Genomic DNA, 23,773 nt, shown 5'->3' with positions numbered 1-23,773 from the left:
GGTGTGGGAGAGTAGGTCACCGCCGGACTTAACTTGAGTAGATGGTTTGAGGCCCTGGTACCGTTTGGTGCCGGGGCCTCACCTGTTTAACCCGTGCAGGGGCCAGGCATGAAAGCCTGGCCCCTGCACTTGTTTAAGCACTGTTCCTGTTGGCTTGCGGCCTGCCTATTATCGAAGCATCGCAATCGCTTTGAACCGCTTCAAGCAGTCCAAGGAGTGAGAAGACTAGTGGGCTGCTTCTTCGGCTTCAATTATTGACGCGAGTGCCAGGTCTTCGATGGTGAGCATCACGGTGCTATCCGACCGGTCAAATAGCTGCAGGGTGATGCTCCGGCCATTACAGCGCCACATGCCCACCGACTGATCTTCGTCGTCCCAAGGGCGCTCAGGAGTGCCATACAGTTGGGAAAGCTGCGCCTGCAGGGCTTCGTAGCCATACTGGGCCACCGGGTCCTGGGCGTTCAGCGATCCGTAGAGGTGGGTGCAGACGCTGAGGAATTGCTGACGGTAAGTATCCCAAAAACTCACCATTTTTCCTGGCAGGCCGAGGTCTAGGCTCATCATTTGATGTGGTGAATCGTGGTCTTCGGCATCAACGTTGTTTCCGGAAACGAATCCAAGGGCACCGAACAGGACTTCACGCTCGACTTCGGTCTTTGGCCAGGGGCCTTGGACCAGGCCCTGGACAATGGGCATGAGGTCGCGGGGACCAGGGGACAAACTTGGGGATGAGTCTGGTGGCGGCATACTGCGAGCCTACCTTTGACGCTTAGTCTCCCGGAGGATGAGTGTGAAATTGTGTTTCGCTTACAGGTTCTGCATCCAACGCAGATGCTGGGCGGACATCGCCGATGCGAACGGGCCTGTCTCTGCTTTCGCACCGGTTGCCTGATGATGCATCGTCGCTGCTTGACGTGGCTGGCCGGCAAACCTACAGTCAAGGCACCGGGGACCTGGTGGTGAGGCTATAGCTACAGGAGCTTGCGATGGGACAATTGACATTCAGCATCAACGTCACGCTGGATGGCTGTGTAGATCATCGCGAAGGCATCGCCGACGACGAATTGCACGACTACTTCACACGACTGATGAATGCGCACGGAGCGATGCTCTGGGGGCGTGCCACCTACGAGCTGATGGAAGATTACTGGCCGGCCGTCGCTCGTGGAGATATCGCAGCGCCACCAGCGCTGCTTCGCTGGGCGCTGCAGCTGGAGGAGAAGCCCAAGTACGTTGTCTCAAGCACCCGCACCGCGTACTCGTGGAAGAATTCGCACTTGCTAAGCGGCGACCTACGCGCCTCGGTGCAGAAGCTGAAGGACCAGTACCCCAATGGAGTGCTGCTCGGTAGCGGCAAATTGGCAACGGTTCTGGACCGGATGGAACTTATCGACGAATACCACTTCCTAGTCCATCCAGTCATCGCCGGGCATGGACCAACCCTGCATGAGGCAGGATTGCAGGATTCCCGTCACCTCCAGTTGATATCAGCGCAGCCGCTGGCCAGCGGGGCAATCGCAGCCAGCTATCGGCGTGCAGGCTGATTCCCATGACGATGGCGATTTTGCCTTGGAATTCCGGGGCAGAATCAGGAAAGCGGACACCTTTTCTTGCCGGGTAACTTCGTGTTTTGCACGATGGCAGCAAGTGCTTGCATCCGCAGGCCGAAGCCACGAAAGCAGTCGAAGAAATAAGCGTCTTGGCAGAGGGCAATCTGCGTTGCCAAGGAGCGATGATCGCGTAGCGTAGGAATTATGGATACGCTTTTTTTCGCCCATCGCGGCAGCTCCCATAAATATTCGGAGAACACTCGTGCTGCCTATCTGCAGGCCATCGACGAAGGCGCCGATGGAATCGAATGCGACGTCCATCTGAGCAAAGACGGAATCGTCGTCTGCCACCACGATCCAACAGTCGACCGCACCTCTGATTCAGCCGGTCTGGTTGCCGGATTTACCTTGGCCCAGATGAAAGCCATGGACTTCACTGGAGTCGTTCCGAGCCTGGTCCCGGCCGAGTACGGGGCGGAGAATGAACAGCTCCTGAGCCTCGGCGAACTTTTCGAGCTCATTGAAGCACGCGGCAAGCCAATTGGCCTGGCTATCGAAATCAAGCATCCAAGCCCCTATGGCCACCTGCTCGAAAAGGGTGTGCTGCAGGTCTTGGCAGCCCATGGCTTCGACCCGCAGACGGGCACGGCCGGCTCGCAAGGGCAGATCGCGGTGACCCTGATGAGCTTTGAGCCGAATTCCCTGCGCTATCTGGCACGCACCGTCAGCACTTCACTATTGTGCCAGCTGATGACCGAGGTCAACCCGGACTATGTCCGGCAGCTCATTGATTCCGGCGACCTGGGGCGAGCAGGTGTCTACGATGTTCTTTACCGCTCCGTGCCTGAAGGAATCGAACTGATCAACGCAGGGGGAGCTGGCATCATTGGATCCGGGGTCGCCTGGACCCGAGCCAATGAGCATCTTGTGCGCCGATGGCTGGAACAAGGGCTGAAGGCGCGCATCTGGACGGTTGACCGTCCCGCGGATGCGCAATTCCTGGTGGACCTGGGTGTCGGGGAATTGACGAGCAACCGCCCGGCAGAACTGCGCAAAGAATTGGAGCTGAGCTAGGCCACATGAACACCGGAGAAATCGCACAGGTCAACCTGTACCTGCAGGACACGTACATTTTTGCTGCGGAGGCCCGAGTCATTGCAACGGGAAGCGGCGAAGACGGGCAGTGGATTGCCCTGAGCCCCAATATCTTCCATCCCCGTGGTGGAGGCCAGCCCGAAGACTCAGGCACCGTGGACGGGCTGCCTGTCTCAGTCCAGCGCGACGCGAATGCACTGGTGGTCTTGTACGGCGCCGGCGCCCGGCAGGTGGGTGATCAGGTCCTAGCTGAGATCGATGGCGAGCTGCGCCTTTCCCATGCCGCATTGCACACCGCAGGGCACGTCCTGGGCTTCGCTGGCGAAGACCGCGGCTGGCAGCACCAGGGCCACTCGCACTTCCCTGGGCAGTCGCGCCTCGACTTCGATCCGGCCAGCCTCGACCTGCCATTGGGCGATGAGAACGAACGGGCCGCCGCCAAGGCCTGGCTCCAAGGACGCGTCGATGAACTCATCGCTGGCGGCGGAGAAATCACAACGGCCACCGATGCTCAGGGCATCCGTACCGTGAGCATCGCCGGGGTGAATGCCGAACCTTGCGGTGGCACCCACGTGAAGCACCTGAACCAGCTGCAGCACGTCGAGATCGGCGACGCAAAGGTCAAGCGCGGTGTCTACAAGGTCAGGTACGATGCACGCCACGTCCGCTAGCTGGTTCACTCCGGCGACCAGGATGGGCCTTTCCATCGCGATCGCCACCGGGCTCTACGGCATTTCCTTCGGGGCCCTGTCCATTGCTGCAGGACTGGATCTGTGGCAAACCGTTGCCTTGAGCGCCTTGATGTTCACCGGCGGATCGCAGTTCGCCTTTATCGGCGTGTTCTCAGGCGGAGGTGCTGCCTCGGCAGCGTTCTCCGCCGCTTCGCTGCTGGGAATCCGCAATGCCGTGTACGGGATGCAGATCAAGCAGGCATTGCGGCCTTTGGGACGGCATGTGCCCTGGATGGCCCAGGTGACTATCGATGAATCCACCGCAGTCAGCTTGGGGCAATCGGACCTGGCCGAGAAGCGCCGTGGTTTCTTCACCGCCGGGGTGGGCGTCTACGTCCTGTGGAATCTGTTCACCCTCGTCGGAGCCTTGCTCGGAGAACGCATGGGGGACCCCGCGGCTTGGGGGCTCGATGGCGCCGCGGTCGCCGCCTTCATCGGTTTGCTCTGGCCGCGCTTGAAGTCAGTTGAACCGGTCATGATCGCGATTGCGGCCGCAATCCTCACCGCGCTGGCTGTGCCGGTCACCGCGCCGGGCTTGCCGATTCTGGTAACCGCGGCCTGCGCTGCGATCTACGCGGTGGCCACCGGCCGCCGGACCCCGGCTGCGACCGAGCACGGCGATCTGGAAAGCATTGAGGAGGACCAGCCTTGAGCGAATTGAGCTGGTGGATTCTGGGAGCCTGCCTGACGGCCTACGCAATCAAGCTATGCGGCTACTTTGTGCCACGCAAGGTTCTGGACTCGCCGACCATGTCCCATGTCGCGGCCACGCTGACCGTTGCGTTGCTCGCCTCGTTGGTGACGGTCAACGCCTTCACCTCCGGGCAGGAACTGGTGATTGACGCCCGTATCGGTGCGCTCGCGGCGGCGATTATCGCACTGGCTTTCAAGGCACCCTATCTTGTCGTCGTTGTCGTCGGTGCTCTGGCGGCCATCGTCTTGAGGGCGAGCGGACTAGCTGCCTAGATATTGCCTGCAAGGCGGATGACAAGCACAAGGCGTAGTGGGACAGTGGAAGCATGATTGTAGCTTTCTCCGTAGCCCCAAGTAACGACAACCCCAACGGTTCGGTCCACGATGCAGTGGCCGAAGCGGTGAAAATCGTCCGCGATTCTGGCCTCCCCAATCGCACCAGCTCCATGTTCACCGAGATCGAAGGTGAATGGGACGAAGTCATGGAGGTAGTCAAGCAAGCCACCATGGCCGTTGGCCGATTCGGTTCGCGCGTATCGCTGGTGTTGAAAGCCGATATCCGCCCCGGTTACGAAGGTGAGCTCGATGGCAAAATCCAACGCCTGGAGAAGGCTATTGAGGATAGTGAGGAGAACATGCCGTCATGATCCACCATTCTGCAGAGCACCATGCCGCAGCCGTCGATGAATATTTGGAACAGGCGCTGGGGCTGCGCGTTGATGCCTTGGAGGCAGGCCGGGAGCATTCCCATAGTGCCGGGCTTCCACGGATTGAAGTCAGTCCTGCCCAGGGAAAGTTCCTCCAGCTGCTCACCGAGATCACAGGTGCCCGCAGGGTCCTCGAGATCGGAACCCTCGGGGGCTACTCCACCAGCTGGCTCGCCCGGGGCGTCGGTGCAGCCGGTACCGTCATCAGCTGCGAATTTGAACCCCTGCATGCCTCGATTGCGCGTGAGAACTTGCAGCGGGCAGGGCTTTCAGAACGTGTTGAAATCCGGTTGGGGGCCGCTCAGGGTTCCATGGATTCGCTGATTTCCAAACGCGTTGCACCATTTGACCTGATCTTCATAGATGCCGATAAGCGCAACAACGTGCCCTACCTGGAACGCGCACTGGAGCTGGCGCATTCAGGCACCGTGCTGGTGCTCGACAACGTGGTGCGCAGCGGCGCGGTCTTGGATGACCCATCCCGGCATGGGACGCAAGAAGCCGATGTTCGCGGAATCCAGGACTCTTTGCGGTGGTTGCGCGATGACCCGCGCGTATCAGCCACGGCGCTGCAGACTATAGGCGTCAAGGGGTGGGACGGGTTCGCGCTAGCGCGAGTCCTCTAGCGCGTTGGATAGCGCTCGGGGCGCTCGAATTCGAGTTCCCCGGCTTCATCGTGCTTGAACGGCGGCGACTTCAGGATCAAGAAGTACACGCCCAATCCGCAGAGAATACCCATCGGCGGGCCGACCCACAGGGCATAACCGGTATTGCGCACCAGCCCCGCAACTACCGGGCCAACCAGCATGGGAACGATGTAGTAGTAGTGGTCCGGTTCGGCCGGGCCCCAGAAGCGTTCGAACCTGGCCAGAATGCTGAAGCCGGCGGCTAGGAGAACGCAACCGAGCAAAATCACCCAGAAGGTCGAGGAAAGGCTGATGGTCAGGGTCAGGGAACCGACAAGGCCACCAGTCAAGGCAGCGTATTTTGTATTCCGGTTCAAGTCCGACCCCCCTTTGAGCCAAAAAGTTTACGACTACGTGAATATTTTTTCAAGCATTTGGACAGTCCGCAATACTACTTTAGTAGGAGGGGGCCTTGGTGCGTTGGAAGAAAATAGCGAAGTCACTGCCGTAGGCTAGAGAAGTGCCGCAAATGAACGACTACCGAATCCGACTGGCTACTGAACAAGACGTCCGCCCAGCGCTGCAAATGAAATTGCAAGCCTGGCGAGAAGCGTACGCCACACTTCGCGATGAGTCCTTTTTCGCCCACCATGAAGGCCAACTTGATGGCCAGACAGCCTGGTGGGAACGCGGGCTGGCATCCGGAGCGCAATTCTTCATCGCGGAAGACCGCGATGGCCGCATCATCGGGCTAGCCGGTGGAACTCCGGTCATCGAAGAAGACCAGGATGCCGGAGTGGACGTCGAATTGGGCATGCTCTATGTCCTGGAAGAGTACTACGGTACCGGACTGGGCCAGCACCTCTTCGATGTTGTCCTTGGACAGCACGACGCCCTGGTCTGGGTCCTGCAAGGCAACGAGAGGGCCCTGGCCTTCTTCGCGAAGCAGGGATTCACGCCTGATGGAACCAGTGAAGCCCTGACTGGCAGCTGGGATGGCTTAATCGAACAACGAATGGTGCGCGCGCGTGGCTAGGGATGCCAAGGAATCAATGCTCGGAGAGTATCCGATCGACACCGGAACGGCGATCATTGAAGCTGATCCCTACGGCGCCAGCCGCTATATCCTGAAGGTCAACGGCGTGCCCTCCTCCCATGTGGACCTGGAGGACCCGGCCTACCTCGATTTCGAGTACATGCGCTGGATGGAACCGGTCTTCGCCATCGGTTTCCCGGCCGGGCAATACGACGGGCGCGCCCGCAAGCTGCGCGTGCTCCACCTTGGCGGAGGTGGCTGCTCCATGGCCCGCTGGGTCGCGGCCAGCTATGAAAACGCCCGGCAGGTCGTGGTGGAACTGGATGCCAAGCTGGCCGAGCTGGTGCGCGTCCACTTCGAGGTTCCGCGCGCTCCGCTGGTACGCCTGCGCGTGGGAGACGCAGCCCAGGTGCTGCCCACCTTGAGCGATGCGAGCCGCGATGTGATCATCCGCGATGTCTTCGCCGGGAGCACCACCCCGCGCGTGCTGACCACGGCGGACTACGCCCGCGAAGCCCAGCGCGTGCTGGATGCCGGGGGCGTCTACATCATGAATTGCGGCGATACCGCGGACCTGTCCGGCGCCAAGGCGGAAGCCGCGACGCTGCTGGAGGTCTTCGAGCATGTGGCCATGATCGCCGACCCGCCGATGCTCAAGGGCCGGCGCTACGGGAACATCGTGTTCCTGGCCAGCGACGAACCGCTCAAGCTCGGCCCTGCATTCGAACGCAGCCTGCGCACTGCGCCGTTGCCGGCGCAGCTGGTTTCAGGGGCGGCAGTGCAGCGCTTCGCCACCGGGGCCGTGCCGATTACCGGCTAGCTCCCCGGGGCCCATCCGGTATCCGCTCCCGTCTGCTGCGCGCTGCAGCAGGCCGTGGTCAACCATGTAGCGGCGCAGCAGCGCGACGTCCGGGTGGAATACCCGCAGCCGTTCATTGAGCTGCTCTTCGCGCAGTTCGTCCCCGGCTCCTATCACCGCATTGCGCAGGTAGACCAGCACTTCATGGCGGTCCGCTGGTTTCGCCGGGAGGCTATGCAGCCGGTGCCCGTCGAAGAAGCGGCGGATCCCGACGCGGTCGGCCTTCGCGGCCGAGGCCGAAGCCAAGGTCTTCTCCAGCAGTTCGTCGTTCAGCGCCCAGCCGGACCCCTCTTGGCGCAGAAGCCCGATGCTGGCCCAGCGCTCCAAGTCCTTGCGTTCGGACTTATTGGCCTGCTCGGGTACCCCGTGCCCGCTCAATACGGCCCCGAGAAGCCGGCGCATCGAGGGGTTCTTCAAGCCTGCGGCCACCTGGATCCACTGCCCAGCGGTGTTCTGCTGATCGCTCATAGTGCCCATCCTAGCCAGTTCCCGCCGGGCCGGAGGCAAAAAACGCCCCGCCATCGCCGGAGCAATGACGGGGCGCCTGGAGGGCTTCGGGGCTATTTGACCCCGGCCCACATCTCAATCAGTCCGATGCCGAAGAACAGCACGAAAGCCGCGGAAACAACCCACATCAGCGGGTGGATTTCCTTGGCGCGGCCCTGCGTGGCGCGGATGAAGACGTAGGAGATGAAGCCGGCACCGATGCCATTGGCGATCGAGTAGGTGAACGGCATCAGGGTGAAGGTCAGGAAGGCCGGCAGCGCGATGCCCCAGTCGTTCCAATCGATCTTGGAGACCTGGGTGATCATCATGAAACCGACCACGACCAGTGCCGGCGCCACGGCTTCGAAAGGCACCAGGTAGATCAGCGGGCTCAGGAACATCGCGACGATCATCAGCAGGCCGGTGACTACCGAGGCCAGGCCGGTACGGGCGCCCTCGCCGATGCCGGCGCCGGACTCCACGAAGATCTGCGCCGAGGAGCTGGAGGTGCCGCCGCCGACGATCGCGCCGGCCGCATCCACCAGCAGGACCTTGTCCACGTTGGGGATCTGCCCGTTCTCGTCCATGGAACCAGCTTCCGAAGCCAAGCCCACCATGGTGCCCATGGCATCGAAGAAGATCGAGAGCAGGATGACGAAGGCCAGCAGCGAAGCGGCGGTGGCGCCGATCTTGCTGAAGGCGCCGAATACGCTGACCTGGCCGATCAGCGACAGGTCCGGAAGGGTCCACTCGGGCAGCGACGGAACCACCAGCGACCAGGTATTGGTCTCCATCGCGCCGATGTGGAAGACGGCTTCGAGGATGTTGGCAAGGATCGCCGAAACGACGATGCCGATCAGGATCGCGCCCTTGGCCTTGCGCACCACCAGGGCCATGGTCAGCAGCAGGCCGACAACGAAGACCAGGATCGGCCAGCCCATCAGCTCTCCGTCGAAGCCCAGGCCCACCGGAACGGTGGTGTTCGCGGCATCCGGGAGGCGCTGGACGAAGCCGGCGTTGACCAGGCCGATCAGTGCGATGAACATGCCGATGCCCACCACGATGGCGGTTTTCAATCCGGCTGGAACCGCATTGAACACCGCGGTCCGGAACCCTGTGAGCACCAGGCCGAACATGACCACACCCGCAATGAGCACCAGGCCCATGACATCAGCCCAGGTCAGTTCCGGGTTGGTTGCCACGGTGATAGCGACGAAGGCGTTGACGCCCAAGCCGGTAGCCATGGCGAATGGGTGGCGGGCCCAGATGCCCATCAGGATGGTCAGGATGCCGGCGACAAATGCGGTCACCGCGGCAACGCGCTGGATGCCCAACTCGCCGCCCGAGGAATCGGCACCGGAAAGAACCAGCGGGTTGAGGACGACGATGTAGCTCATCGCGAAGAAGGTGGCGATGCCGCCGCGAACTTCGGTGGAGAACGTTGAACGCCGTTCCGAAATCTTGAAGTATCGGTCGATGCGCGCGGCCATAGCATTCCCGGACGCGGTTTGTGTGGAGGAGGACATGGAAAAATTCTATGACGTTTCGGGCGCTGATTCATATCGATCCGAGTGTCCAGTAGGCTGTACGCGAAAACTTTAGACCCAACTCACACCTAGAACTGCGGAAGCAAGTACATTGGTGGTAAGGGAAATCACATCCCGTTATATCTGAGGTAGTTGAGGAGCGAGTCTGATGAGTGACGAAGCACCAGTCGCAGCAGAGAAGATTGAAGGAATTGTCGTTGGCGTGGACGGATCCCAGCAGAGCAGATGCGCTTTGCGCTGGGCCGAACGCGAAGCGGTACGCCGCGGCAGCGTGTTGAATATCGTGTCCGCCTACACCATCCCGGTGTTCGCCGCGTCCTCCATGGACGCAGGCTACTCGACCCTGGATGACGACCTGATCCGCGGGGGAGCCGAGGACATTGTGCGCCAGGCGCGCGCAGAGCTTGAAGGCAGCACGGCGGCCATCCGCACCTATATCGAATCCGGCGACCCGTCCGGCGTGCTGCTGGACCTGAGCCAGGACGCCGAATTGGTAGTGGTCGGGACCCGTGGCCGCGGTGGCTTCGTTGGCCGCCTGCTCGGCTCGGTGTCCTCGGCACTGCCCGCGCACTCCAAGTGCCCGACCGTCGTGGTTCCGCTGGCCATGGCCAAGGAGCAGGAAGAGGCCGGTGCCGTCGCGGCGTCGAACCGCAACTGCATCGTGGTCGGCGTTGACGGTTCAGACCGCGCGCGTTCAGCGGTGCTGGCAGCCGCGGACGCGGCCATCGCCAGCGACCTGACGCTGCGCCTGATCTGCGCGGTGCCGCCGGTGGGGGCGGCGCTGGCATGGATGCCGGCGACCGTTGACCAGGAAGCCGTGCTGGAAGATGTGCGCTACCAGATGAGTGTGGGCTCCAAATGGCTGAAGTCGCACTATCCGGCGCTGAAGATGGAAACCGATGTGGTCTCCGGGCCTCCCGTCGAGGTGCTGATCCGCGAATCCGAGCATGCGGTACTGACCGTCACCGGCTCGCGTGGCCGCGGCGGCTTTACCGGGATGCTGCTTGGCTCAACCTCGCAGGGCGTCTTGCACCACTCCAAGGGCCCGGTGATGGTCGTGCCGGACTCGGATGACCCTCGCCTGGAGAACCGCAAGGACTTCGATACGCGGGCGCAGGAGCAGTGACCGCACGCCTGTAGCCAGAATGCACGAAGGCCGCACACCCACCAGGGTGTGCGGCCTTCGTGCTCGAGGGGGTGGCGCTTAGTAGCGGGCTGCCTTCGGGTAGAGGTTGTTGACGTAGCTCAGTGGAGTCACCGAGATGCCGGCGTTCGGGTTGCGAGCGTGGACGACCTGGCCGTTGCCGATGTAGATGGCTACGTGGTAGAACGAGGAACCGCCGTTGGAAGACGAGAACACCAAGTCGCCTGGGCGCAGGTTGCTCAGCGACACGTACTGCGGGGCGCTAGCGAACTGCTGGGACGAAGTACGTGGCAGGCTGATGCCGGATTTGCCGAAAGCTCGCTGCGAGAAGCTCGAGCAGTCGAAAGCATCGGGACCGTTGGCACCGTAGACGTAGTACTTGCTGGGATCATCCGCGGTCTTCAAGGCCCAGGAAAACGCTGCTGAGTAGTTGCTGCCGGACTGCGGCGCGACTTCAGGCTTCGGCTCCGGCTTAGGTTCCGGCTTTGGCTCAGGCTTAGGCGCTGGCTTCGGGGTGACCTTCGGCTTGGGCTCCGGCTTTGGCTCAGGCTTGGGTGCCGGCTTCGGGGTAGCCTTCGGCTTCGGCTCGGCCTTTTTGGTGGGTTCCGGCTTCGGTTCGGCCTTCTTGGTTGGCTTTGGCTCCGGCTTTGGCTCGGCCTTCTTGGTTGGCTCTGGCTTCGGCTCGGCCTTTTTGGTTGGCTCTGGCTTCGGCTCGGCCTTTTTGGTTGGCTCTGGCTTCGGCTCGGCCTTTTTGGTCGGTTCCGGCTTCGGCTCGGCCTTTTTAGTTGGTTCCGGCTTTGGCTCGGCCTTTTTAGTTGGCTCCGGCTTCGGCGCTACGGGAGGCTCGACAGCTTCCGGTTCCTCTTCAACCTTCTCAGGCTCCGACTCGACCGTTTCCTCTTCAGGTTCGGCCTGCTCCAGCTCACGTGGCTTTTCAACCGAGAGCGGCTGAACGGAGTCTTGCTTCGTTTCGGGAACCTTGGCGGTTTCCTCTTCGGCGATGGCGTCCGCGAGAGCTTTTTCCTGCTCCTGCGTTTCGCGCTCTTCAACCGCCTGGCGAACCTCGGCCTCTTCCTTCTGCTTCAAGGTAGCGAGGTGGCCGATCAAGTCATCGCGCAGCTGCTTCTCAGGTGCGATAGCTGCTTCGTAGGTGGACAGGGTGCTGTTCGCGGTCGCTGCGGCTGCGTCATAGTTGGCTGCAGCTTCTTCGGCGGCGTTCTGTGCCGCATCAGCATATTCCTGCCAAGCCGAAACGAGGCCTTCGGCCTCGGTGGCGGTGTTGACGGACTGGACCTTCTGTTCGCTCAACGCGTCGATGGTAGCGGCCTTGTAGAACAGGTCGCCTTCCTGGTTGTCATCAAGGAGCAGGCTCAGGGTCGAGGTGCCTGCACCATTGCGGTAGATATCCGAAGCGATAGCACCCAGATCGTTGCGGCTCTGCTCCAGGTAAGTCTTTGCGTACTCGAGCTGTTCTACAGCCTTCTCGGCCGCAGCGGTGCGCAGATCGCGCTCTTCGCCGGCGGTGAGCAGGGATTCCTGAGCCTGAGCGGCCTCAGTTTCAACGCGCTTCAGTTCGGCGCGGCTGGAAGCCAGGGAAGCTTCGATGCGCGCGATCATCGCGTTCGTCGAAGCCTTATCCTTCTTTGCGTCCTGGACCTCTGCGTCCGAAGGTAGCGCGGAAGCGCTAGGTGCGGCAGCGATGGCCACAGACTGAGGAAGCAGAGCTGAAGTAGATGCGGAAGCGGGCAAAGCGCCTGCAATGCAGGACACCGCTAGGGCTAGGGTGCTTGCAGCAACACCGAGCGTGTGGCGAGTAGCCATATCGTTCCTCACTAAGTACTTGGATGACGCGGAGTGCGTGAGTCGTGACCTTCACCGATGAGTAGGTCACGATTCGGATAAGACTCCAAATAGCACATTAGGCCAATTAAGACACGCTTGGCAACACTGTTCACATCAGTCACATGAATCCCATTCGTGTAATTCGCCTGGGTATTCGGCGGTGATCTGCGAAGATAGTGGCATTTGGGATCTGTGTGGCTGATCAAGAGTGGCTGGGAAATTACTCAGACATATATCTCGCCTCGTTACCAAGGTATCGATTGTCGTGAAGCTTGGGTAACGTGCCGGAGGGGAATGTGCGGCTGCAAAAAAGGTTTGCCTTTAAAAGTGAAGGTACTCCGGGAGGGCGCAAAGCTCTGCTTCGCTGGGTCTGCCTCGGAGGCGCCGGCTCCAATGGCGAAATCCTCTTGAAGGGGTGCGGTGCCGTGCTCCCAATCGGGATCACCTCGCTGCCCTTGGTGGCGGAGGGGCCCAGAGCTGCTGGGTGGACAAGGGCAAGGGACATGCCAGGTTCCTCCGGCTGGCTGCACCTGATCACGCCCGGATAAAGCAGCCGCTAGCGGGGCAACGGGAAACCGACCGGCGCGCCAGTCGTTGCGAAACGGCTTTTGGGCGGCTTGCCCGCCGGTCGACTGGACCCGGATGGCGATTCCAAGCGCCACGCCTGTGCTTTGGGTCTCTTTCGACCTCGACGCGACCACTGTATTTGAGTATTTTTGTGAGGCAGATCTCAAAAGAAGATTCTGCGGATTTGGGGCTATGACCACCCTAAATCGTGCAATTTTGCGTCGTCGATTCCGAAGTGATGGGCCACTTCGTGCATCACTGTAATCCCAATTTCCCGCACTACATCTTCACGTGTTTCGCAGGCTCGAAGCGTCGGATTCTTGAAGATCGTTATGCGGTCGGGAAGTGCGCCCGTGCCCCAGTCCAGGTCCCGTTCCGTGAGTGCAATACCCTCGTATAACCCCAGAATTTCAGGGTTTTTGGGTTCTCCTGGAAGCGGCTCATACTCGTCTTCGATGAAGAAGATGACGTTGTCCATCATGGCGAATGCAGCCTCCGGAATGGCGTCGATGGCCTGCTCGACCAGGGTCTGGAATTCGTCGTCATCCATCTCAAAAAGCATGCTTCCAGACTAGGCCCGCGCACCCGATTTGGCATGGGTGAAACTCGTCCAGGTGCCGATTTTGCAAAAGCAAAAAACACTGCGTATAGTTATTGGAGTCCGCTACGGAGAAGCAAGAAACCGAAGCGAACAACTTAGGCCCCCATCGTCTAGCGGCCTAGGACACTGCCCTTTCACGGCAGCGGCACGGGTTCGAATCCCGTTGGGGGTACAAACAACCATTATGTGGTTGTCAGATGGAGAAATCCATTGGCTTGCGAAAGCAAGGCCCTGTAGCGCAGTTGGTTAGCGCGCCGCCCTGTCACGGCGGAGGTCGCGGGTTCAAGTCCCGTCAGGGTCGCTCAATTTACTATTTCAATAGTAGATTTGGTGTCCACTTAGTGGTACCAGGCTCTGTAGCTCAGTTGGTAGAGCGTTCGACTGAAAATCGAAAGGTCACCGGATCGACGCCGGTCGGAGCCACGCAGGCCCTCGGTTTATCCCGGGGGTTTTACTGTGTGACTTGAATTTATTCAAAGCACTAGGCCCTGTAGCGCAGTTGGTTAGCGCGCCGCCCTGTCACGGCGGAGGTCGCGGGTTCAAGTCCCGTCAGGGTCGCACACTAAACAGAAGCTCCGGATTCCGGGGCTTTTGCTGTATCCAGGGGCAGTTAGTTCGCGCGGCCAAGATGCCGCGGTCCAATCCAGCGATTGCTCAGCCGGCGATATGCGGCGGCGGCGCTAGTCATGTCCTCGTCTTCCAACGCCTGAATGCCGTGCATCAAGTCGTTCGCGGAATCATCGGGCCACACAATTTCTGCCAACAGGCCATAATCCAGTTCAATGACCGATCTGTTGTCGAAGGATTCCAGCCATCCGCCAAGGCTGCCCAGCTCCTCGAAGAGCTGCGACTGCGGCGCATGGGATGCCAGCGCTTGGACTGCCCAAGCCAGGCGGTCAATGGCTTGTTCGAAGGTGGCGTACATGCGAACCGTCTTCAGCTGCTCACCGCTGTGAACCAGCTCGTGCTCGTCGTCCTCGCGGAAGAGGGCAAACCAGCCCAGCGGGATGCCCCATGAAGAGGTCCTCGTGTGAAGATGGGTCAGGTCATTGGCCAGGCGGTCGGCATCAACGCGTTGTGCGTTAGCCTGCCGCGCTGCCGGCGGTACCAGCAGGTCGAAAACCTCGGCCCGCATGGCTTCTTCGGCTTGTTCGGCAGCGAGCAGGCTGCGTGCCTGCAATTGCCCCGGGCAATAGCGCGTGTGCTCGGCCCCTTGGTAGTCCAAGGACTTCACGCTGCGGAAGAATTCCGGCTCATTGTGCGGGAACGGGTCGGAGACATGGCGCAGGGTGCGGCTCCACAGCCGCTCGTTCTCGAAGTCATCCCACTGCTCCGCGGTGCGCCGCGGGGTACGCAGGATGATGGACTGGGCCCAATCCTCGAAAGCATCCAGCGGCTCGTAGACGCGCAGGTGCGCTGTAGCTGCGGTCAGCTCTGCGGCGGGCCCAATCATCTTTGCCGCCATGACTAGTCGGCCAGCTCCACGATGACCGGGGCGTGGTCGCTGGCGCCCTTGCCCTTGCGTTCTTCGCGGTCAATGCTTGCGCCGGTTACGCGTGCGGTGAGCGCAGGCGAGGTGAGCGAGAAATCGATGCGCATGCCTTCGCCCTTCGGGAAACGCAACTGCGTGTAATCCCAGTAGGTGTATTCGCCTTCGGTGTGCGGGCGCACGACATCGGTGAAGCCCAGCTCCTCGAAGGCAGCGAAGGAGGCGCGCTCTGGCGCCGAGACGTGGGTCAACTTGTTCTCGAGGAAGAAGTCGATATCCCACACGTCTTCGTCCTTTGGCGCGATGTTCCAATCGCCCATCAAGGCAATCTGCGCCTCGGGGTTTTCCGCCAGCCATCGGGCGGATTCCTGCTTGAGCACATCCAGCCAGTTCAGCTTGTAGCCCATGTGCTCATCATCCAACGCGCGTCCGTTGGGTACATACAGGCTCCAGACACGCACTCCGCCACAGGTTGCCGCGATGGCGCGAGGCTCCTGGATCGGATTCTTGCCGGCCTTGCCGAATTCCGGCTGCCCGGGGAAGGTGCGCTCAACATCCTCGAGGCCAACGCGAGAAGCGATGGCAACGCCATTCCACTGGTTGACTCCGAAGTGCGCTACCTCGTAATCGTTGTTCTCGAACAGTTCCCAGGGGAAATTGTCGTCTTTGCACTTAGTTTCCTGGATAGCCAGGACATCTACATCGGTACGTCGCAGCCAGTCCTCAACACGGTCGGCGCGGGCTCGCAGCGAGTTCACATTCCAGGTTGCAATCTTCACTAGTTCAACCTATCAAGTTTGCTGTCTTGTGCCACTTCAATTTAGTTGGAAGTCCGAGTATATTCGACACTAGTAGGTGACCTCAATCACTCAAAGGAGAGTCTGTTGCCTGAGATTCTGACCGAACGCCGGGGGCACCTGGGGCTCATTACGCTGAACCGGCCGAAGGCCCTGAACGCCCTCAACGCGGACATGTGCCGCGACTTCCTCGACGTGCTGCTGGAATGGCGCGATGACCCGGATATCGCTCAGGTAGCGGTTATGGGCGCAGGGGAGCGCGGCCTGTGCGCCGGCGGGGATATCGTGGCGATCTACCGGGATATCTTGGACCGCAGCGGTGCTTCGGCTGACTTCTGGCGCATTGAATACCAGCTCAACGTCCTGATCGACGAGTACCCCAAGCCGTACATTGCGCTCATGGACGGAATCGTCCTTGGCGGCGGCATCGGCATCTCGGCGCATGGCAGCCATCGCATAGTTACCGAAACCAGCCGTTGCGGCATGCCGGAAGTCGGTATCGGATTCTTCCCGGACGTAGGCGGAACGCATTTGCTGGCGCGTGCCCCGCATGCGGCCGGACGATTGGCGGCATTGACTGGAATGAAATTCGGCGCGGCCGACACCATCGCTTTGGGCCTGGCCGACTCGTATGTGCCCGAGGCCCGGATCCCCGACGTGCTCGCAGACCTCGAGGTCCAGCCGGCCGCGTCGGTGCTGGCCAGCTATGCCGAGACTCCGGAGCCTGGCTTCCTGCACGAAGAATGGGTGCAGGCCTTTGGCGAGGCAAGCACCCCAGCGGTCATGCGTGCACTGGAGCTGCACGAGTACCCGCAAGCCCAAGAGGCGTTGAAGGCATTGGGCGCCGCCTGCCCGAGCTCGGTGCGCTTGGCCGAAGAACTGATCCACCTGGCTGGAGCGGATTTGAGAAAAGACCTGCAGCGAGAGTATCGGGCTGCCGTTCACCGGCTTGATGACCCCGATTTCGCCGAGGGGATTCGCGCCGCAGTCATCGACAAGGACCGCACCCCGCAATGGACGGAAGCAGTCCCGGGGCTAAGCCCGGGCCAGCGCACGCAACGGCATTTGGAGCCCCTGTTCGGGGCAGAACTAACTTTCGCACTGCTCGGTGAAGATCTAGCGGAAAAGAGCCACTCATGAACGCAAAACCAGTTATCGGATTCCTGGGCATGGGCCATATGGGATTGCCCATGGCCATCAACCTGCACAAGGCAGGCTACCGGATCAAGGGCTTCGACGTGGTTCCTGATGCGGTGCAGGCCGCCCGAGAAGCAGGCATCGGCACCGTGGCTACCGGAGCCGAGGCGGCCGCCGGCGTGGACATCGTCATCACGATGTTCCCTTCGGGCAAGCACGTGCTCGATGCCTACCGCGAATACCTGCTCGATAGCGCCAAGCCCAATACGCTGTTCCTGGAGTGCTCCACCATCGACGTAGCGCAGGCCCGTGAAGCGGCGCAGCTTGCGGTCTCCGCGGGGCATCGAAGCGCCGACGCTCCGGTGTCCGGGGGCGTGGTCGGGGCAGAAGCGGGGACTTTGACGTTCATGCTCGGTGCGCAGGCCGAAGATCTCGGAGAGATCACCCCGCTGCTGGAGCACATGGGCAAGCGGATCGTGCACTGCGGCGGGTACGGCGCAGGCCAGGCCGCCAAGGTCTGCAACAACATGCTGCTGGGCATCTCGATGATTGGCGCTGCCGAGGCCTTCGTGCTCGGAGAACGGCTGGGCTTGGAGCACCAGGCGCTCTTCGATGTCATTTCCTCCGCGTCGGGGCAATGCTGGTCGGTCACCACCAATTGCCCGGTGCCCGGACCTGTGCCTGCTTCCCCTGCCAATCGCGATTACCAGCCAGGATTTGCCGCAGCGCTGATGGCCAAGGACCTCGGCCTGGCAGCTAGCGCGCTGGAGCATACGAGTACCGATGCCCAGCTCGGCTCCCTGGCCGCAGCGCTGTACCGCAAGTTCAGCGATGAGGGCGATGCGGGAACCGATTTTTCCGGGATCATCAACGCGATCCGCGACGGATCGCTATAGGAAGTCCCCGGAGGCCTTGCGGAATCGGGCCAGGATCTCGAAAATCTCGGTGGCGTCGGTGCCGGAGAGATCGCTCTGGGCAAAGAGCTTTTCGTTCAGATCGCCGCGGGCCGCTGGCAGCACTTGCTGGCCTGCGGCCGTGAGTTCCAAAAGGCGGGTGCGGCCGTCGGTCGGGTGCGGGATGCGCCGCACCAAACCGGTAGCTTCCAGGCGGTCTACCGAATTGGTCAGGCTGGTGGCGTGGACCTGCAGGAGCTGGCTGGCTTGGCTCATGGGCAGGGAGCCGCGCTTGGAGAAACCGAGCAAGGCGAGTACTTCGAATCGCGCAAAGGTCAGCCCGTGCGGCTTGAGGATGGCATCGGCTCGCTGCAGGTAAATCGATGCCGTGCGCATCACCGCGGTAATTGCGGCCATGGAGTCGGCCTCGGCTGACCATCCATGGGAAATCCATTGTTCCCTGGCTTGCGCGATTGGATCGCGTGAGAGCGGAGAAGTCATGTGCATACCCCCAAAAGAAGACTTAGTCCAACAATATACTTGGACATCCTATGGTTTGGAAGGAATCCCCGGATGGACCTCTTGAATGTGGCCGGAGAACTAAGTGGAACCGAACGGCAGCGACTGCTTGGAATCAGGCAGGTAGCGCAGCATCAGGTGCGCAAGCAGTCCGTTGGCTATTGGGACCGCGAAGAATTTCCGACCGAGCTGATTGGAAAACTGGCCGAACTCGGACTGGGCGGATTGCAGCTGGGGGACAGCTCGCATTTGCTGCGGGGGCTGATCCATGCAGAACTCGCCCGCGCCGATATTTCAATCTCATCCGTGGTCGGCATCCACAACGAACTGGTGCTCGGGATGATCCGCGATTTGGGGTCGGAGGAGCAGCGCGAGCAGTGGCTGGGCAAGCTCGCCGGCTTTGAAGCCTACGGCGCATTTGCGCTGACCGAACCGGAACATGGATCGGATATCGCCGGCGGCATACGGAGCACCGCGCAGCGCGACGGGGACCAGTACGTTCTGAACGGGGCCAAGCGGTGGATCGGCATGGGCACCTTCAGCGATTTCGCGCTGGTCTGGGCCAAGGACGAGGAAACTTCGCAGGTCGGGGCCTACCTCGTTGAAGCGGACCGCCCTGGATATAGCGCTTCCAAGATCGAACACAAGATCGGGCTGCGCAGCATGCAGAATGCGGATATTCGGCTGGAGAATGTGCGGATTCCCGTCGCGAATAAGCTTCCAGGGGTGACCAGCTTCGCTGCGGCAAACCAGCTATTGATGCAATCTCGCGCGTGGGTGGGGTGGCAGGCTGTCGGCGCGATGATGGCAACGCTCGACATCTGCAGCGAGTACGTCGCGCAGCGCCAGCAGTTCGGGCAGCCGCTGGCCGCTTTCCAGTTGATTCAGCAGCCCCTGGCCGAAATTGCAGGCAACCTGAGCGCCTGCCTTTCCATGATGGGCGATATTGCCCGCAAGCAAGAGCGCGCGGAATTGCACATGGTGGATGCGGCAATGGCGAAGTCCACTGCCACCCGCCTGGCGCGGGATTCGGCCGCCTTGGGCCGAGCGATGCTTGGCGGCAATGGCATTGTGAGCGATTTCGAAATGGCCAAGGTCTTCTGCGATGTCGAGATTCTCCATACCTATGAAGGCACCTATGAAATCAATTCGCTGATTGTGGGACGTGCCCTGACCGGAGTCAGTGCCTTCGTGTAGCCGGGGCATCCGTCCGTTGGAATCTTTCCAGCTAATTCATAACAAGTACTTTCCAAAGCGGAAAGTACTTGTTATGGTTGGGGAACTCGGAAGATCAAAGCCAAAGGAGCAGGACAATGAAGATTCCATTCAGCACCTGGTACACCATCATCACCGTTGCGGCAGGTCTGGCCTTCGCGGCAATGGCCATGACCGCCTATGCCACGGGCAACAACTCCCTGATCTTCATTGGCATGGGCTTCTTCATGGCAATTTGCATGACCATGACGTCCGTCTACGCACAGCGCCAGCAGAAGGCTCGCAAGGCGGCCAGCAAATGAGTTCCGGCAAGAAAATGAGCCCTGAAGAGCAACTGGCCGCCCTGGGGTTGGCGCAGCAGGGAATGCAGCGTGCCGCCGGGTACGGAGCCAAATTGCTGGGCACCTATTGCATCATCTTGGGAGTGCTCATGGGCGGCCTGGCTGCTCTGCTGCAGGTCTTTCGTCCCGATGCGGATTTTATCGGCTTCATCGTCATCATGGCGTTGTTCTGCGTATCCGTTGCAGCGATGTCCTTGGCTTACGGGAAGCTCTACCGCTCGCTGCCGCGCGGGCATTCCAAGATGTATCTTCGGGGGTTCATTGCGAGCATGGTGCTTTACGCGGTGGCAGTGGCCTTGCTCGGGGCGGGACCCATGGGCTGGGGCGCCATCGCGTTGATCTGGATTATCGTTGCCGCGCCGTTGTTCCTGACCGGAATTGCGATGGTGCGCAAGTGAATGCCCATGCTCGCGAACGGCTCAACGACGACTTCTCCAACCCGGTACGGCTTTCACTGATGGGCTCCTTGCAAGCCGTGGACGAAGCCGATTTCAAATCCTTGAAAGAAGCCATCGGCATTTCGGATTCGGTGCTTTCCCGGCATCTGAGCGCACTGGAAGCCGGCGGTTACGTGCAGATCAAGAAAGGGTATGTGGGCAAAAGGCCTCGTACCTGGGCGAAGCTGACTTCAGCTGGGCAGGAGGCCTTTGCGCAACATGTCCAGGCGCTGAAGGAAATCACCGGCTTGGGGTAATCCTCAAGCGCGCCACCATTTGTCCCAGTAGGTGGCCGGTACGGTGCGCTTGTGCCGGGATCCCACGAAGCGCCTTTCGATGACCTCGGCCGCCGCAGGGTCAATCTCGCGGCCTTCGAGGTAGTCATCAATCTGCGGATAGGTCAGGCCAAGTTCCTCTTCATCTGCGCGCAGCGGCTGGCCGTCCAGCAGGTCCGCGGTAGGCTCCTTGGCCCACAGCAGCTCAGGAGCCTGCAGCTCGCGCAGCAGTGCCTGGTTCTGGCGTTTATTCAGCCCGGCCAGGGGCAGGAGGTCCGCTCCGCCATCGCCGAACTTGGTGAAGAAGCCGGTGATCGATTCGGCCGCGTGATCGGTGCCCAGGACCAGCATCCCGCGGTCCCCGGCCATGGCGTACTGCATGATCATCCGGGTGCGGGCCTTGAGGTTTCCGCGGTTGAAATCGCTCAGCGCCAGGTGGCCCGCATCGGCCAGGGCTTCATCGAAAGCGGCGACAGGCTTTTGGATGTTCACCTCGAACTGCTCGTCGGCAGCCACGAAATCCATGGCCGCTTCCGCATCGGCCGCATCCTTCTGCACGCCATGCGGCAGGCGCACCGACACGAAGTGCGCCTCGCCGCCGGATTCGCGCACCTCTTCGACGGCCAACTGGGCTAAGCGCCCAGCCAGCGTTGAATCGATGCCGCCGGAGATGCCCAGCACGAAACCCCGGGCGCCGGTAGCGGCCAGATAGTCCTTGAGGAAGTCGATACGACGGCGAATTTCGTCGGCCGCGTCGATTTCCGGGCGCACGCCCAGCTCTTCAATGATCTTTGCTTGCAGTTCACGCATGCTTCTAATCCTAGGCATGAGCCCTCGCCGTGCGGTACCGCTGCACAGGCTGGGAACGAAAGTTAATCTGTTCTCAACAAATCCCGGAGGGGCTATTCGGAATCCTGGTCCGGGTTCCAGCCGAGATTGCGCGCAATCTTTTCCAAGGCTTCGACCACCGCGTCATATTCGGAACCGTCCAGATCCTGGCCGAACTGGGTGCGGATCTTTTCCACGAGCTCACTGAGCTTGAGCAACGAGGTGTGGCCCCGATCGGTGATGGAATACTCGCCGTTGATTGCCGTAACCCAGCCGGATTCGATCAACTCGGCAAGGTGCTCTCTCAATGATTGCGGTTCATCCGGCGAGGCGAAGAACGGGGAAAGCCCGGCGTCCAGTTGCGCCTCGGTGGCAGGTTGCTGCTCCAGCAGGTTGAGCACCTGCCATTGCCTGCGTGTCACACCGTGCTCTTCCAAAGTCGCTGCAAACTGCTCGTCAATCAGCGAATCCACCAATTTCAGCCAGTAACCCAAGGGGCGTTTTGCGTTCATGGAATCAGCCTAGCCATGATGCCGACTAGAATCGAGGGTATGAGCGAAACCAGCGCCCGTGAGCGACTAAAAGAACTGATCCAAGAACTAGCCATTGTGCGCGGCAAGGTCACCTTGTCCTCGGGCAAGGAAGCTGATTACTACATCGATCTGCGCCGTGTAACCCTGCACCAGGAAGCATCGGGCTTGGTTGGCGAAGTCATGCTTGGCTTGCTGGACGAGGCCAAGCTGGAATTCAGCAATGTGGGCGGCTTGACCATGGGCGCTGACCCGGTAGGCACCGCCATCATGCACACCGCCCGGGCCAAGGACCGCGCCATCGACGCTTTCGTGGTCCGCAAGGCGCAGAAGTCCTACGGCATGGGCCGCCAGGTCGAGGGCCCGAGCGTCGAAGGCCGCGATGTCATCGTGCTCGAGGATACTTCCACCACCGGCGGTTCGGCGCTGACCGCTGTCGAGGGCGTGCGCAAGGCCGGCGGCAACGTGATTGCCGTGGCCGTGATCGTTGACCGCGACACCGGAGCCAAGGAACGCATCGAAGAAGAAGCCGGCGTTCCGTACCTGTTCGCCTACGGCAAGAACGAGCTGGGCCTGTAGCCGGCAAGCGATTCCCTGCACAGCACCTCGTTGCCCACCGGAGAATTCCCGGTGCGCGGCGGGGTGCTCTGCTTTTCCCGGCTAGCTGCTGCGCGCGGGGCCCGTGGTCTCGCGCGGGACGAGCACGGCAGGCAGATGGCCGGGGGAGCGGACGTCCTCGCCCGCAAGCAGGCCCAGCAGCATGCTCACCGCCTGGGCGCCCATCTCATGCAGCGGCTGGCGCACGGTGCTCAGCGGGGGAGAGGACTGTGCCGCGGCCGGGATGTCATCGAAGCCGATGATCGAAAGATCGCCGGGAACCTGCAGCCCGCGCTCGCCGGCCACCTGCAAGGCGGCCAGGGCCGAGAGGTCATTGGCCGCGAAGATCGCCGTGGGCGGCTGGGGCAGGTCCAGCAGGTCATGGGCGGCCTGCACCGCGGCATCATGCTGGTAATCGCCATCGTGCGACAGCTGCCCATCGAATTCCACGCCGGCCTCTTCCAGCGCTTGGCGGTAGCCCTGCTCGCGCAGGTGCGCGGAAGCCAGGTCCCCGCGCCCGCGGATGTGCCCGATGCGGCGATGGCCCAGATCCAGCAGGTGCCGGGTGGCCGTATAGGCCCCGGAACGGTTGTCCACGTCGATGGCGATCGGCATTTCCGGACCGGCATGCGGGTCAATGGCGACGACCGGCACCGAGCTGTGCGGGACTTCCACGGTGGGGGTGACGATGATGGCGCCGTCGATCAGCGTTCCGCCCAAGCGGGACAGGGAGCGGCGTTCCCAGCCGGCATGCCCTTCGGGGGAAAGGTTGCCCGCGTAGGCCATCAAATCGTATGGGGTTCCGCGCAGGGTCGCGGAGATGCCGTTGAGCAGGCCCAGCGAGAAGGGCTCGAACTCCGCCACCAGGATGCCGATGATGTTGGTGCGGGTGCTGCGCAGCGAGGAGGCGACCAGCGAGGTCTCGTAGCCCAGTTCGCTGATGACCTGGTGGACCTTGGCGATGGTGGCCGGGGCGACCCCGTAGCGGCCGTTGACGACCTTCGAGACGGTGGAGACGGAGACCTGCGCGGCGCGCGCGACGTCGTTGATGGTCACGCGTGCGCTGGAAGGCTCGCCGGGGATCTGCGGCTGCTGGGCATTGGCGATCCCGGGGATTCCGGTCTGAGGGGTCATCACGTCACTAACAGTAGCGCAAAATACTCCGGAATTCCGTGACTTCACGGGGGCGTGACGACCGATTGCGGATCTTTCGACAACGTTTTCGCAATGG

29 protein-coding genes and 4 tRNA genes are annotated in these 23,773 nt (G+C 61.4%); 21 read left to right on the top strand and 12 right to left on the bottom strand.

Features of this window, described 5'->3' with window-relative positions:
* Positions 1-225 precede the first annotated feature (225 nt).
* A complete protein-coding gene (locus EDF61_RS17530; RefSeq protein ID WP_133834984.1) occupies positions 226-747 on the bottom strand; it encodes a hypothetical protein in 522 nt (173 codons plus the stop codon).
* A gap of 239 nt (positions 748-986) precedes the next feature.
* On the opposite strand from EDF61_RS17530, the gene EDF61_RS17525 reads away from it, so the two are divergent.
* The 7 genes from EDF61_RS17525 (at position 987) to EDF61_RS17495 (ending at position 5,402) form a co-directional block, all read left to right on the top strand.
* Positions 987-1,544 (top strand): dihydrofolate reductase family protein, encoded by a 558-nt coding sequence (locus EDF61_RS17525; RefSeq protein ID WP_105657871.1) that lies wholly within the window; start codon positions 987-989, stop codon positions 1,542-1,544.
* Positions 1,545-1,754: 210 nt separating this feature from the next.
* Positions 1,755-2,624 carry a glycerophosphodiester phosphodiesterase gene (locus EDF61_RS17520; RefSeq protein ID WP_105662674.1) on the top strand — a complete coding sequence of 290 codons (870 nt, stop codon included), beginning with the start codon at positions 1,755-1,757 and terminating at the stop codon, positions 2,622-2,624.
* A gap of 5 nt (positions 2,625-2,629) precedes the next feature.
* On the top strand, positions 2,630-3,316 hold the full coding sequence (locus tag EDF61_RS17515) for an alanyl-tRNA editing protein (protein WP_105662673.1): 687 nt from the start codon (positions 2,630-2,632) through the stop codon (positions 3,314-3,316).
* Positions 3,297-4,028 carry an AzlC family ABC transporter permease gene (locus tag EDF61_RS17510; RefSeq protein ID WP_286172336.1) on the top strand — a complete coding sequence of 244 codons (732 nt, stop codon included), beginning with the start codon at positions 3,297-3,299 and terminating at the stop codon, positions 4,026-4,028. The genes EDF61_RS17515 and EDF61_RS17510 overlap by 20 nt, the downstream gene beginning before the upstream one ends.
* On the top strand, positions 4,025-4,342 hold the full coding sequence (locus EDF61_RS17505; protein WP_133834983.1) for an AzlD domain-containing protein: 318 nt from the start codon (positions 4,025-4,027) through the stop codon (positions 4,340-4,342). The genes EDF61_RS17510 and EDF61_RS17505 overlap by 4 nt, the downstream gene beginning before the upstream one ends.
* 53 nt (positions 4,343-4,395) lie before the next feature.
* On the top strand, positions 4,396-4,716 hold the full coding sequence (locus EDF61_RS17500) for a thiamine-binding protein (RefSeq protein WP_105657875.1): 321 nt from the start codon (positions 4,396-4,398) through the stop codon (positions 4,714-4,716).
* Positions 4,713-5,402 (top strand): O-methyltransferase, encoded by a 690-nt coding sequence (locus EDF61_RS17495; RefSeq protein ID WP_133834982.1) that lies wholly within the window; start codon positions 4,713-4,715, stop codon positions 5,400-5,402. Before EDF61_RS17500 ends, EDF61_RS17495 begins: the two co-directional genes overlap by 4 nt.
* On the opposite strand, the gene EDF61_RS17490 is transcribed toward EDF61_RS17495, so the two are convergent.
* The gene (locus EDF61_RS17490; protein ID WP_105657877.1) at positions 5,399-5,779 is read right to left on the bottom strand and encodes a hypothetical protein; all 381 of its coding nucleotides are present in this window, start codon (positions 5,777-5,779) and stop codon (positions 5,399-5,401) included. The two genes, EDF61_RS17495 and EDF61_RS17490, sit on opposite strands and share 4 nt — an antisense overlap.
* Positions 5,780-5,931: 152 nt before the next feature.
* Between EDF61_RS17490 and EDF61_RS17485 the strand changes: the two genes are divergently transcribed.
* Together EDF61_RS17485 and EDF61_RS17480 are read left to right on the top strand one after the other, a co-directional pair.
* The gene (locus tag EDF61_RS17485; RefSeq protein ID WP_286172335.1) at positions 5,932-6,438 is read left to right on the top strand and encodes a GNAT family N-acetyltransferase; all 507 of its coding nucleotides are present in this window, start codon (positions 5,932-5,934) and stop codon (positions 6,436-6,438) included.
* Positions 6,431-7,258, top strand: a complete 828-nt coding sequence (locus EDF61_RS17480) for a spermidine synthase (RefSeq protein ID WP_286134238.1) — start codon at positions 6,431-6,433, stop codon at positions 7,256-7,258. The genes EDF61_RS17485 and EDF61_RS17480 overlap by 8 nt, the downstream gene beginning before the upstream one ends.
* On the opposite strand, the gene EDF61_RS17475 is transcribed toward EDF61_RS17480, so the two are convergent.
* Positions 7,205-7,765: a DUF2087 domain-containing protein gene (locus EDF61_RS17475; RefSeq protein ID WP_166650871.1), complete on the bottom strand. Its 561-nt coding sequence runs from the start codon at positions 7,763-7,765 to the stop codon at positions 7,205-7,207. The genes EDF61_RS17480 and EDF61_RS17475 overlap by 54 nt on opposite strands.
* 92 nt (positions 7,766-7,857) lie before the next feature.
* A complete protein-coding gene (locus EDF61_RS17470) occupies positions 7,858-9,309 on the bottom strand; it encodes an NCS2 family permease (protein ID WP_208294304.1) in 1,452 nt (483 codons plus the stop codon).
* Between the two features lie 169 nt (positions 9,310-9,478).
* On the opposite strand from EDF61_RS17470, the gene EDF61_RS17465 reads away from it, so the two are divergent.
* The gene (locus EDF61_RS17465) at positions 9,479-10,456 is read left to right on the top strand and encodes a universal stress protein (protein WP_133834979.1); all 978 of its coding nucleotides are present in this window, start codon (positions 9,479-9,481) and stop codon (positions 10,454-10,456) included.
* 78 nt (positions 10,457-10,534) lie between these two features.
* On the opposite strand, the gene EDF61_RS17460 is transcribed toward EDF61_RS17465, so the two are convergent.
* Entirely contained in the window at positions 10,535-12,295 is a 1,761-nt protein-coding gene (locus EDF61_RS17460; RefSeq protein ID WP_133834978.1) for a C40 family peptidase, read from the bottom strand.
* Positions 12,296-13,073: 778 nt separating this feature from the next.
* Positions 13,074-13,445 (bottom strand): metallopeptidase family protein, encoded by a 372-nt coding sequence (locus tag EDF61_RS17455; protein ID WP_133834977.1) that lies wholly within the window; start codon positions 13,443-13,445, stop codon positions 13,074-13,076.
* A gap of 138 nt (positions 13,446-13,583) precedes the next feature.
* Between EDF61_RS17455 and EDF61_RS17450 the strand changes: the two genes are divergently transcribed.
* The 4 genes from EDF61_RS17450 (at position 13,584) to EDF61_RS17435 (ending at position 14,042) form a co-directional block, all read left to right on the top strand.
* Positions 13,584-13,656 (top strand) — tRNA-Glu (locus tag EDF61_RS17450).
* 55 nt (positions 13,657-13,711) lie between these two features.
* A tRNA-Asp gene (locus EDF61_RS17445) sits at positions 13,712-13,785 on the top strand.
* Between the two features lie 49 nt (positions 13,786-13,834).
* Positions 13,835-13,907: transfer RNA gene (locus EDF61_RS17440), tRNA-Phe, on the top strand.
* A gap of 61 nt (positions 13,908-13,968) precedes the next feature.
* A tRNA-Asp gene (locus tag EDF61_RS17435) sits at positions 13,969-14,042 on the top strand.
* Between the two features lie 52 nt (positions 14,043-14,094).
* On the opposite strand, the gene EDF61_RS17430 is transcribed toward EDF61_RS17435, so the two are convergent.
* Positions 14,095-14,949: a DUF8083 family protein gene (locus EDF61_RS17430; RefSeq protein ID WP_286134704.1), complete on the bottom strand. Its 855-nt coding sequence runs from the start codon at positions 14,947-14,949 to the stop codon at positions 14,095-14,097.
* A 2-nt stretch (positions 14,950-14,951) separates the two neighbouring features.
* Positions 14,952-15,752: an exodeoxyribonuclease III gene (locus EDF61_RS17425; protein ID WP_105657885.1), complete on the bottom strand. Its 801-nt coding sequence runs from the start codon at positions 15,750-15,752 to the stop codon at positions 14,952-14,954.
* 105 nt (positions 15,753-15,857) lie between these two features.
* On the opposite strand from EDF61_RS17425, the gene EDF61_RS17420 reads away from it, so the two are divergent.
* A complete protein-coding gene (locus EDF61_RS17420; RefSeq protein WP_105657886.1) occupies positions 15,858-16,910 on the top strand; it encodes a 3-hydroxyisobutyryl-CoA hydrolase in 1,053 nt (350 codons plus the stop codon).
* Positions 16,907-17,803, top strand: coding sequence for a 3-hydroxyisobutyrate dehydrogenase (gene mmsB / locus EDF61_RS17415; RefSeq protein ID WP_105662664.1), 897 nt, complete (start codon positions 16,907-16,909; stop codon positions 17,801-17,803). The genes EDF61_RS17420 and mmsB overlap by 4 nt, the downstream gene beginning before the upstream one ends.
* Here mmsB and EDF61_RS17410 read toward each other — a convergent pair.
* Positions 17,798-18,301 carry a MarR family winged helix-turn-helix transcriptional regulator gene (locus tag EDF61_RS17410; RefSeq protein WP_105658003.1) on the bottom strand — a complete coding sequence of 168 codons (504 nt, stop codon included), beginning with the start codon at positions 18,299-18,301 and terminating at the stop codon, positions 17,798-17,800. The genes mmsB and EDF61_RS17410 overlap by 6 nt on opposite strands.
* Before the next feature lie 72 nt (positions 18,302-18,373).
* Between EDF61_RS17410 and EDF61_RS17405 the strand changes: the two genes are divergently transcribed.
* The 4 genes from EDF61_RS17405 (at position 18,374) to EDF61_RS17390 (ending at position 20,569) form a co-directional block, all read left to right on the top strand.
* On the top strand, positions 18,374-19,516 hold the full coding sequence (locus EDF61_RS17405) for an acyl-CoA dehydrogenase family protein (protein ID WP_133834976.1): 1,143 nt from the start codon (positions 18,374-18,376) through the stop codon (positions 19,514-19,516).
* Positions 19,517-19,632: 116 nt separating this feature from the next.
* A complete protein-coding gene (locus EDF61_RS17400) occupies positions 19,633-19,836 on the top strand; it encodes a hypothetical protein (protein WP_105657889.1) in 204 nt (67 codons plus the stop codon).
* Positions 19,833-20,273 (top strand): hypothetical protein, encoded by a 441-nt coding sequence (locus tag EDF61_RS17395; RefSeq protein ID WP_105662662.1) that lies wholly within the window; start codon positions 19,833-19,835, stop codon positions 20,271-20,273. The genes EDF61_RS17400 and EDF61_RS17395 overlap by 4 nt, the downstream gene beginning before the upstream one ends.
* Complete coding sequence (locus tag EDF61_RS17390) at positions 20,270-20,569, top strand: winged helix-turn-helix domain-containing protein (RefSeq protein WP_105657891.1); 300 nt, start codon at positions 20,270-20,272, stop codon at positions 20,567-20,569. The genes EDF61_RS17395 and EDF61_RS17390 overlap by 4 nt, the downstream gene beginning before the upstream one ends.
* Before the next feature lie 3 nt (positions 20,570-20,572).
* On the opposite strand, the gene nadE is transcribed toward EDF61_RS17390, so the two are convergent.
* Positions 20,573-21,397 (bottom strand): NAD(+) synthase, encoded by an 825-nt coding sequence (nadE, locus tag EDF61_RS17385; RefSeq protein WP_133834975.1) that lies wholly within the window; start codon positions 21,395-21,397, stop codon positions 20,573-20,575.
* Positions 21,398-21,489: 92 nt separating this feature from the next.
* A complete protein-coding gene (locus EDF61_RS17380) occupies positions 21,490-21,927 on the bottom strand; it encodes a MarR family winged helix-turn-helix transcriptional regulator (RefSeq protein WP_105657893.1) in 438 nt (145 codons plus the stop codon).
* Between the two features lie 39 nt (positions 21,928-21,966).
* On the opposite strand from EDF61_RS17380, the gene pyrE reads away from it, so the two are divergent.
* Complete coding sequence (pyrE, locus tag EDF61_RS17375) at positions 21,967-22,524, top strand: orotate phosphoribosyltransferase (RefSeq protein ID WP_181148872.1); 558 nt, start codon at positions 21,967-21,969, stop codon at positions 22,522-22,524.
* A gap of 81 nt (positions 22,525-22,605) precedes the next feature.
* On the opposite strand, the gene EDF61_RS17370 is transcribed toward pyrE, so the two are convergent.
* The gene (locus EDF61_RS17370) at positions 22,606-23,676 is read right to left on the bottom strand and encodes a LacI family DNA-binding transcriptional regulator (protein ID WP_133834974.1); all 1,071 of its coding nucleotides are present in this window, start codon (positions 23,674-23,676) and stop codon (positions 22,606-22,608) included.
* Positions 23,677-23,773: the final 97 nt, after the last annotated feature.

Origin of the sequence: Arthrobacter sp. JUb115 (assembly GCF_004365035.1) — a bacterium.
Classification (GTDB): Bacteria; Actinomycetota; Actinomycetes; order Actinomycetales; family Micrococcaceae; genus Glutamicibacter.
This window is presented reverse-complemented; position numbering and strand designations above follow the sequence as displayed.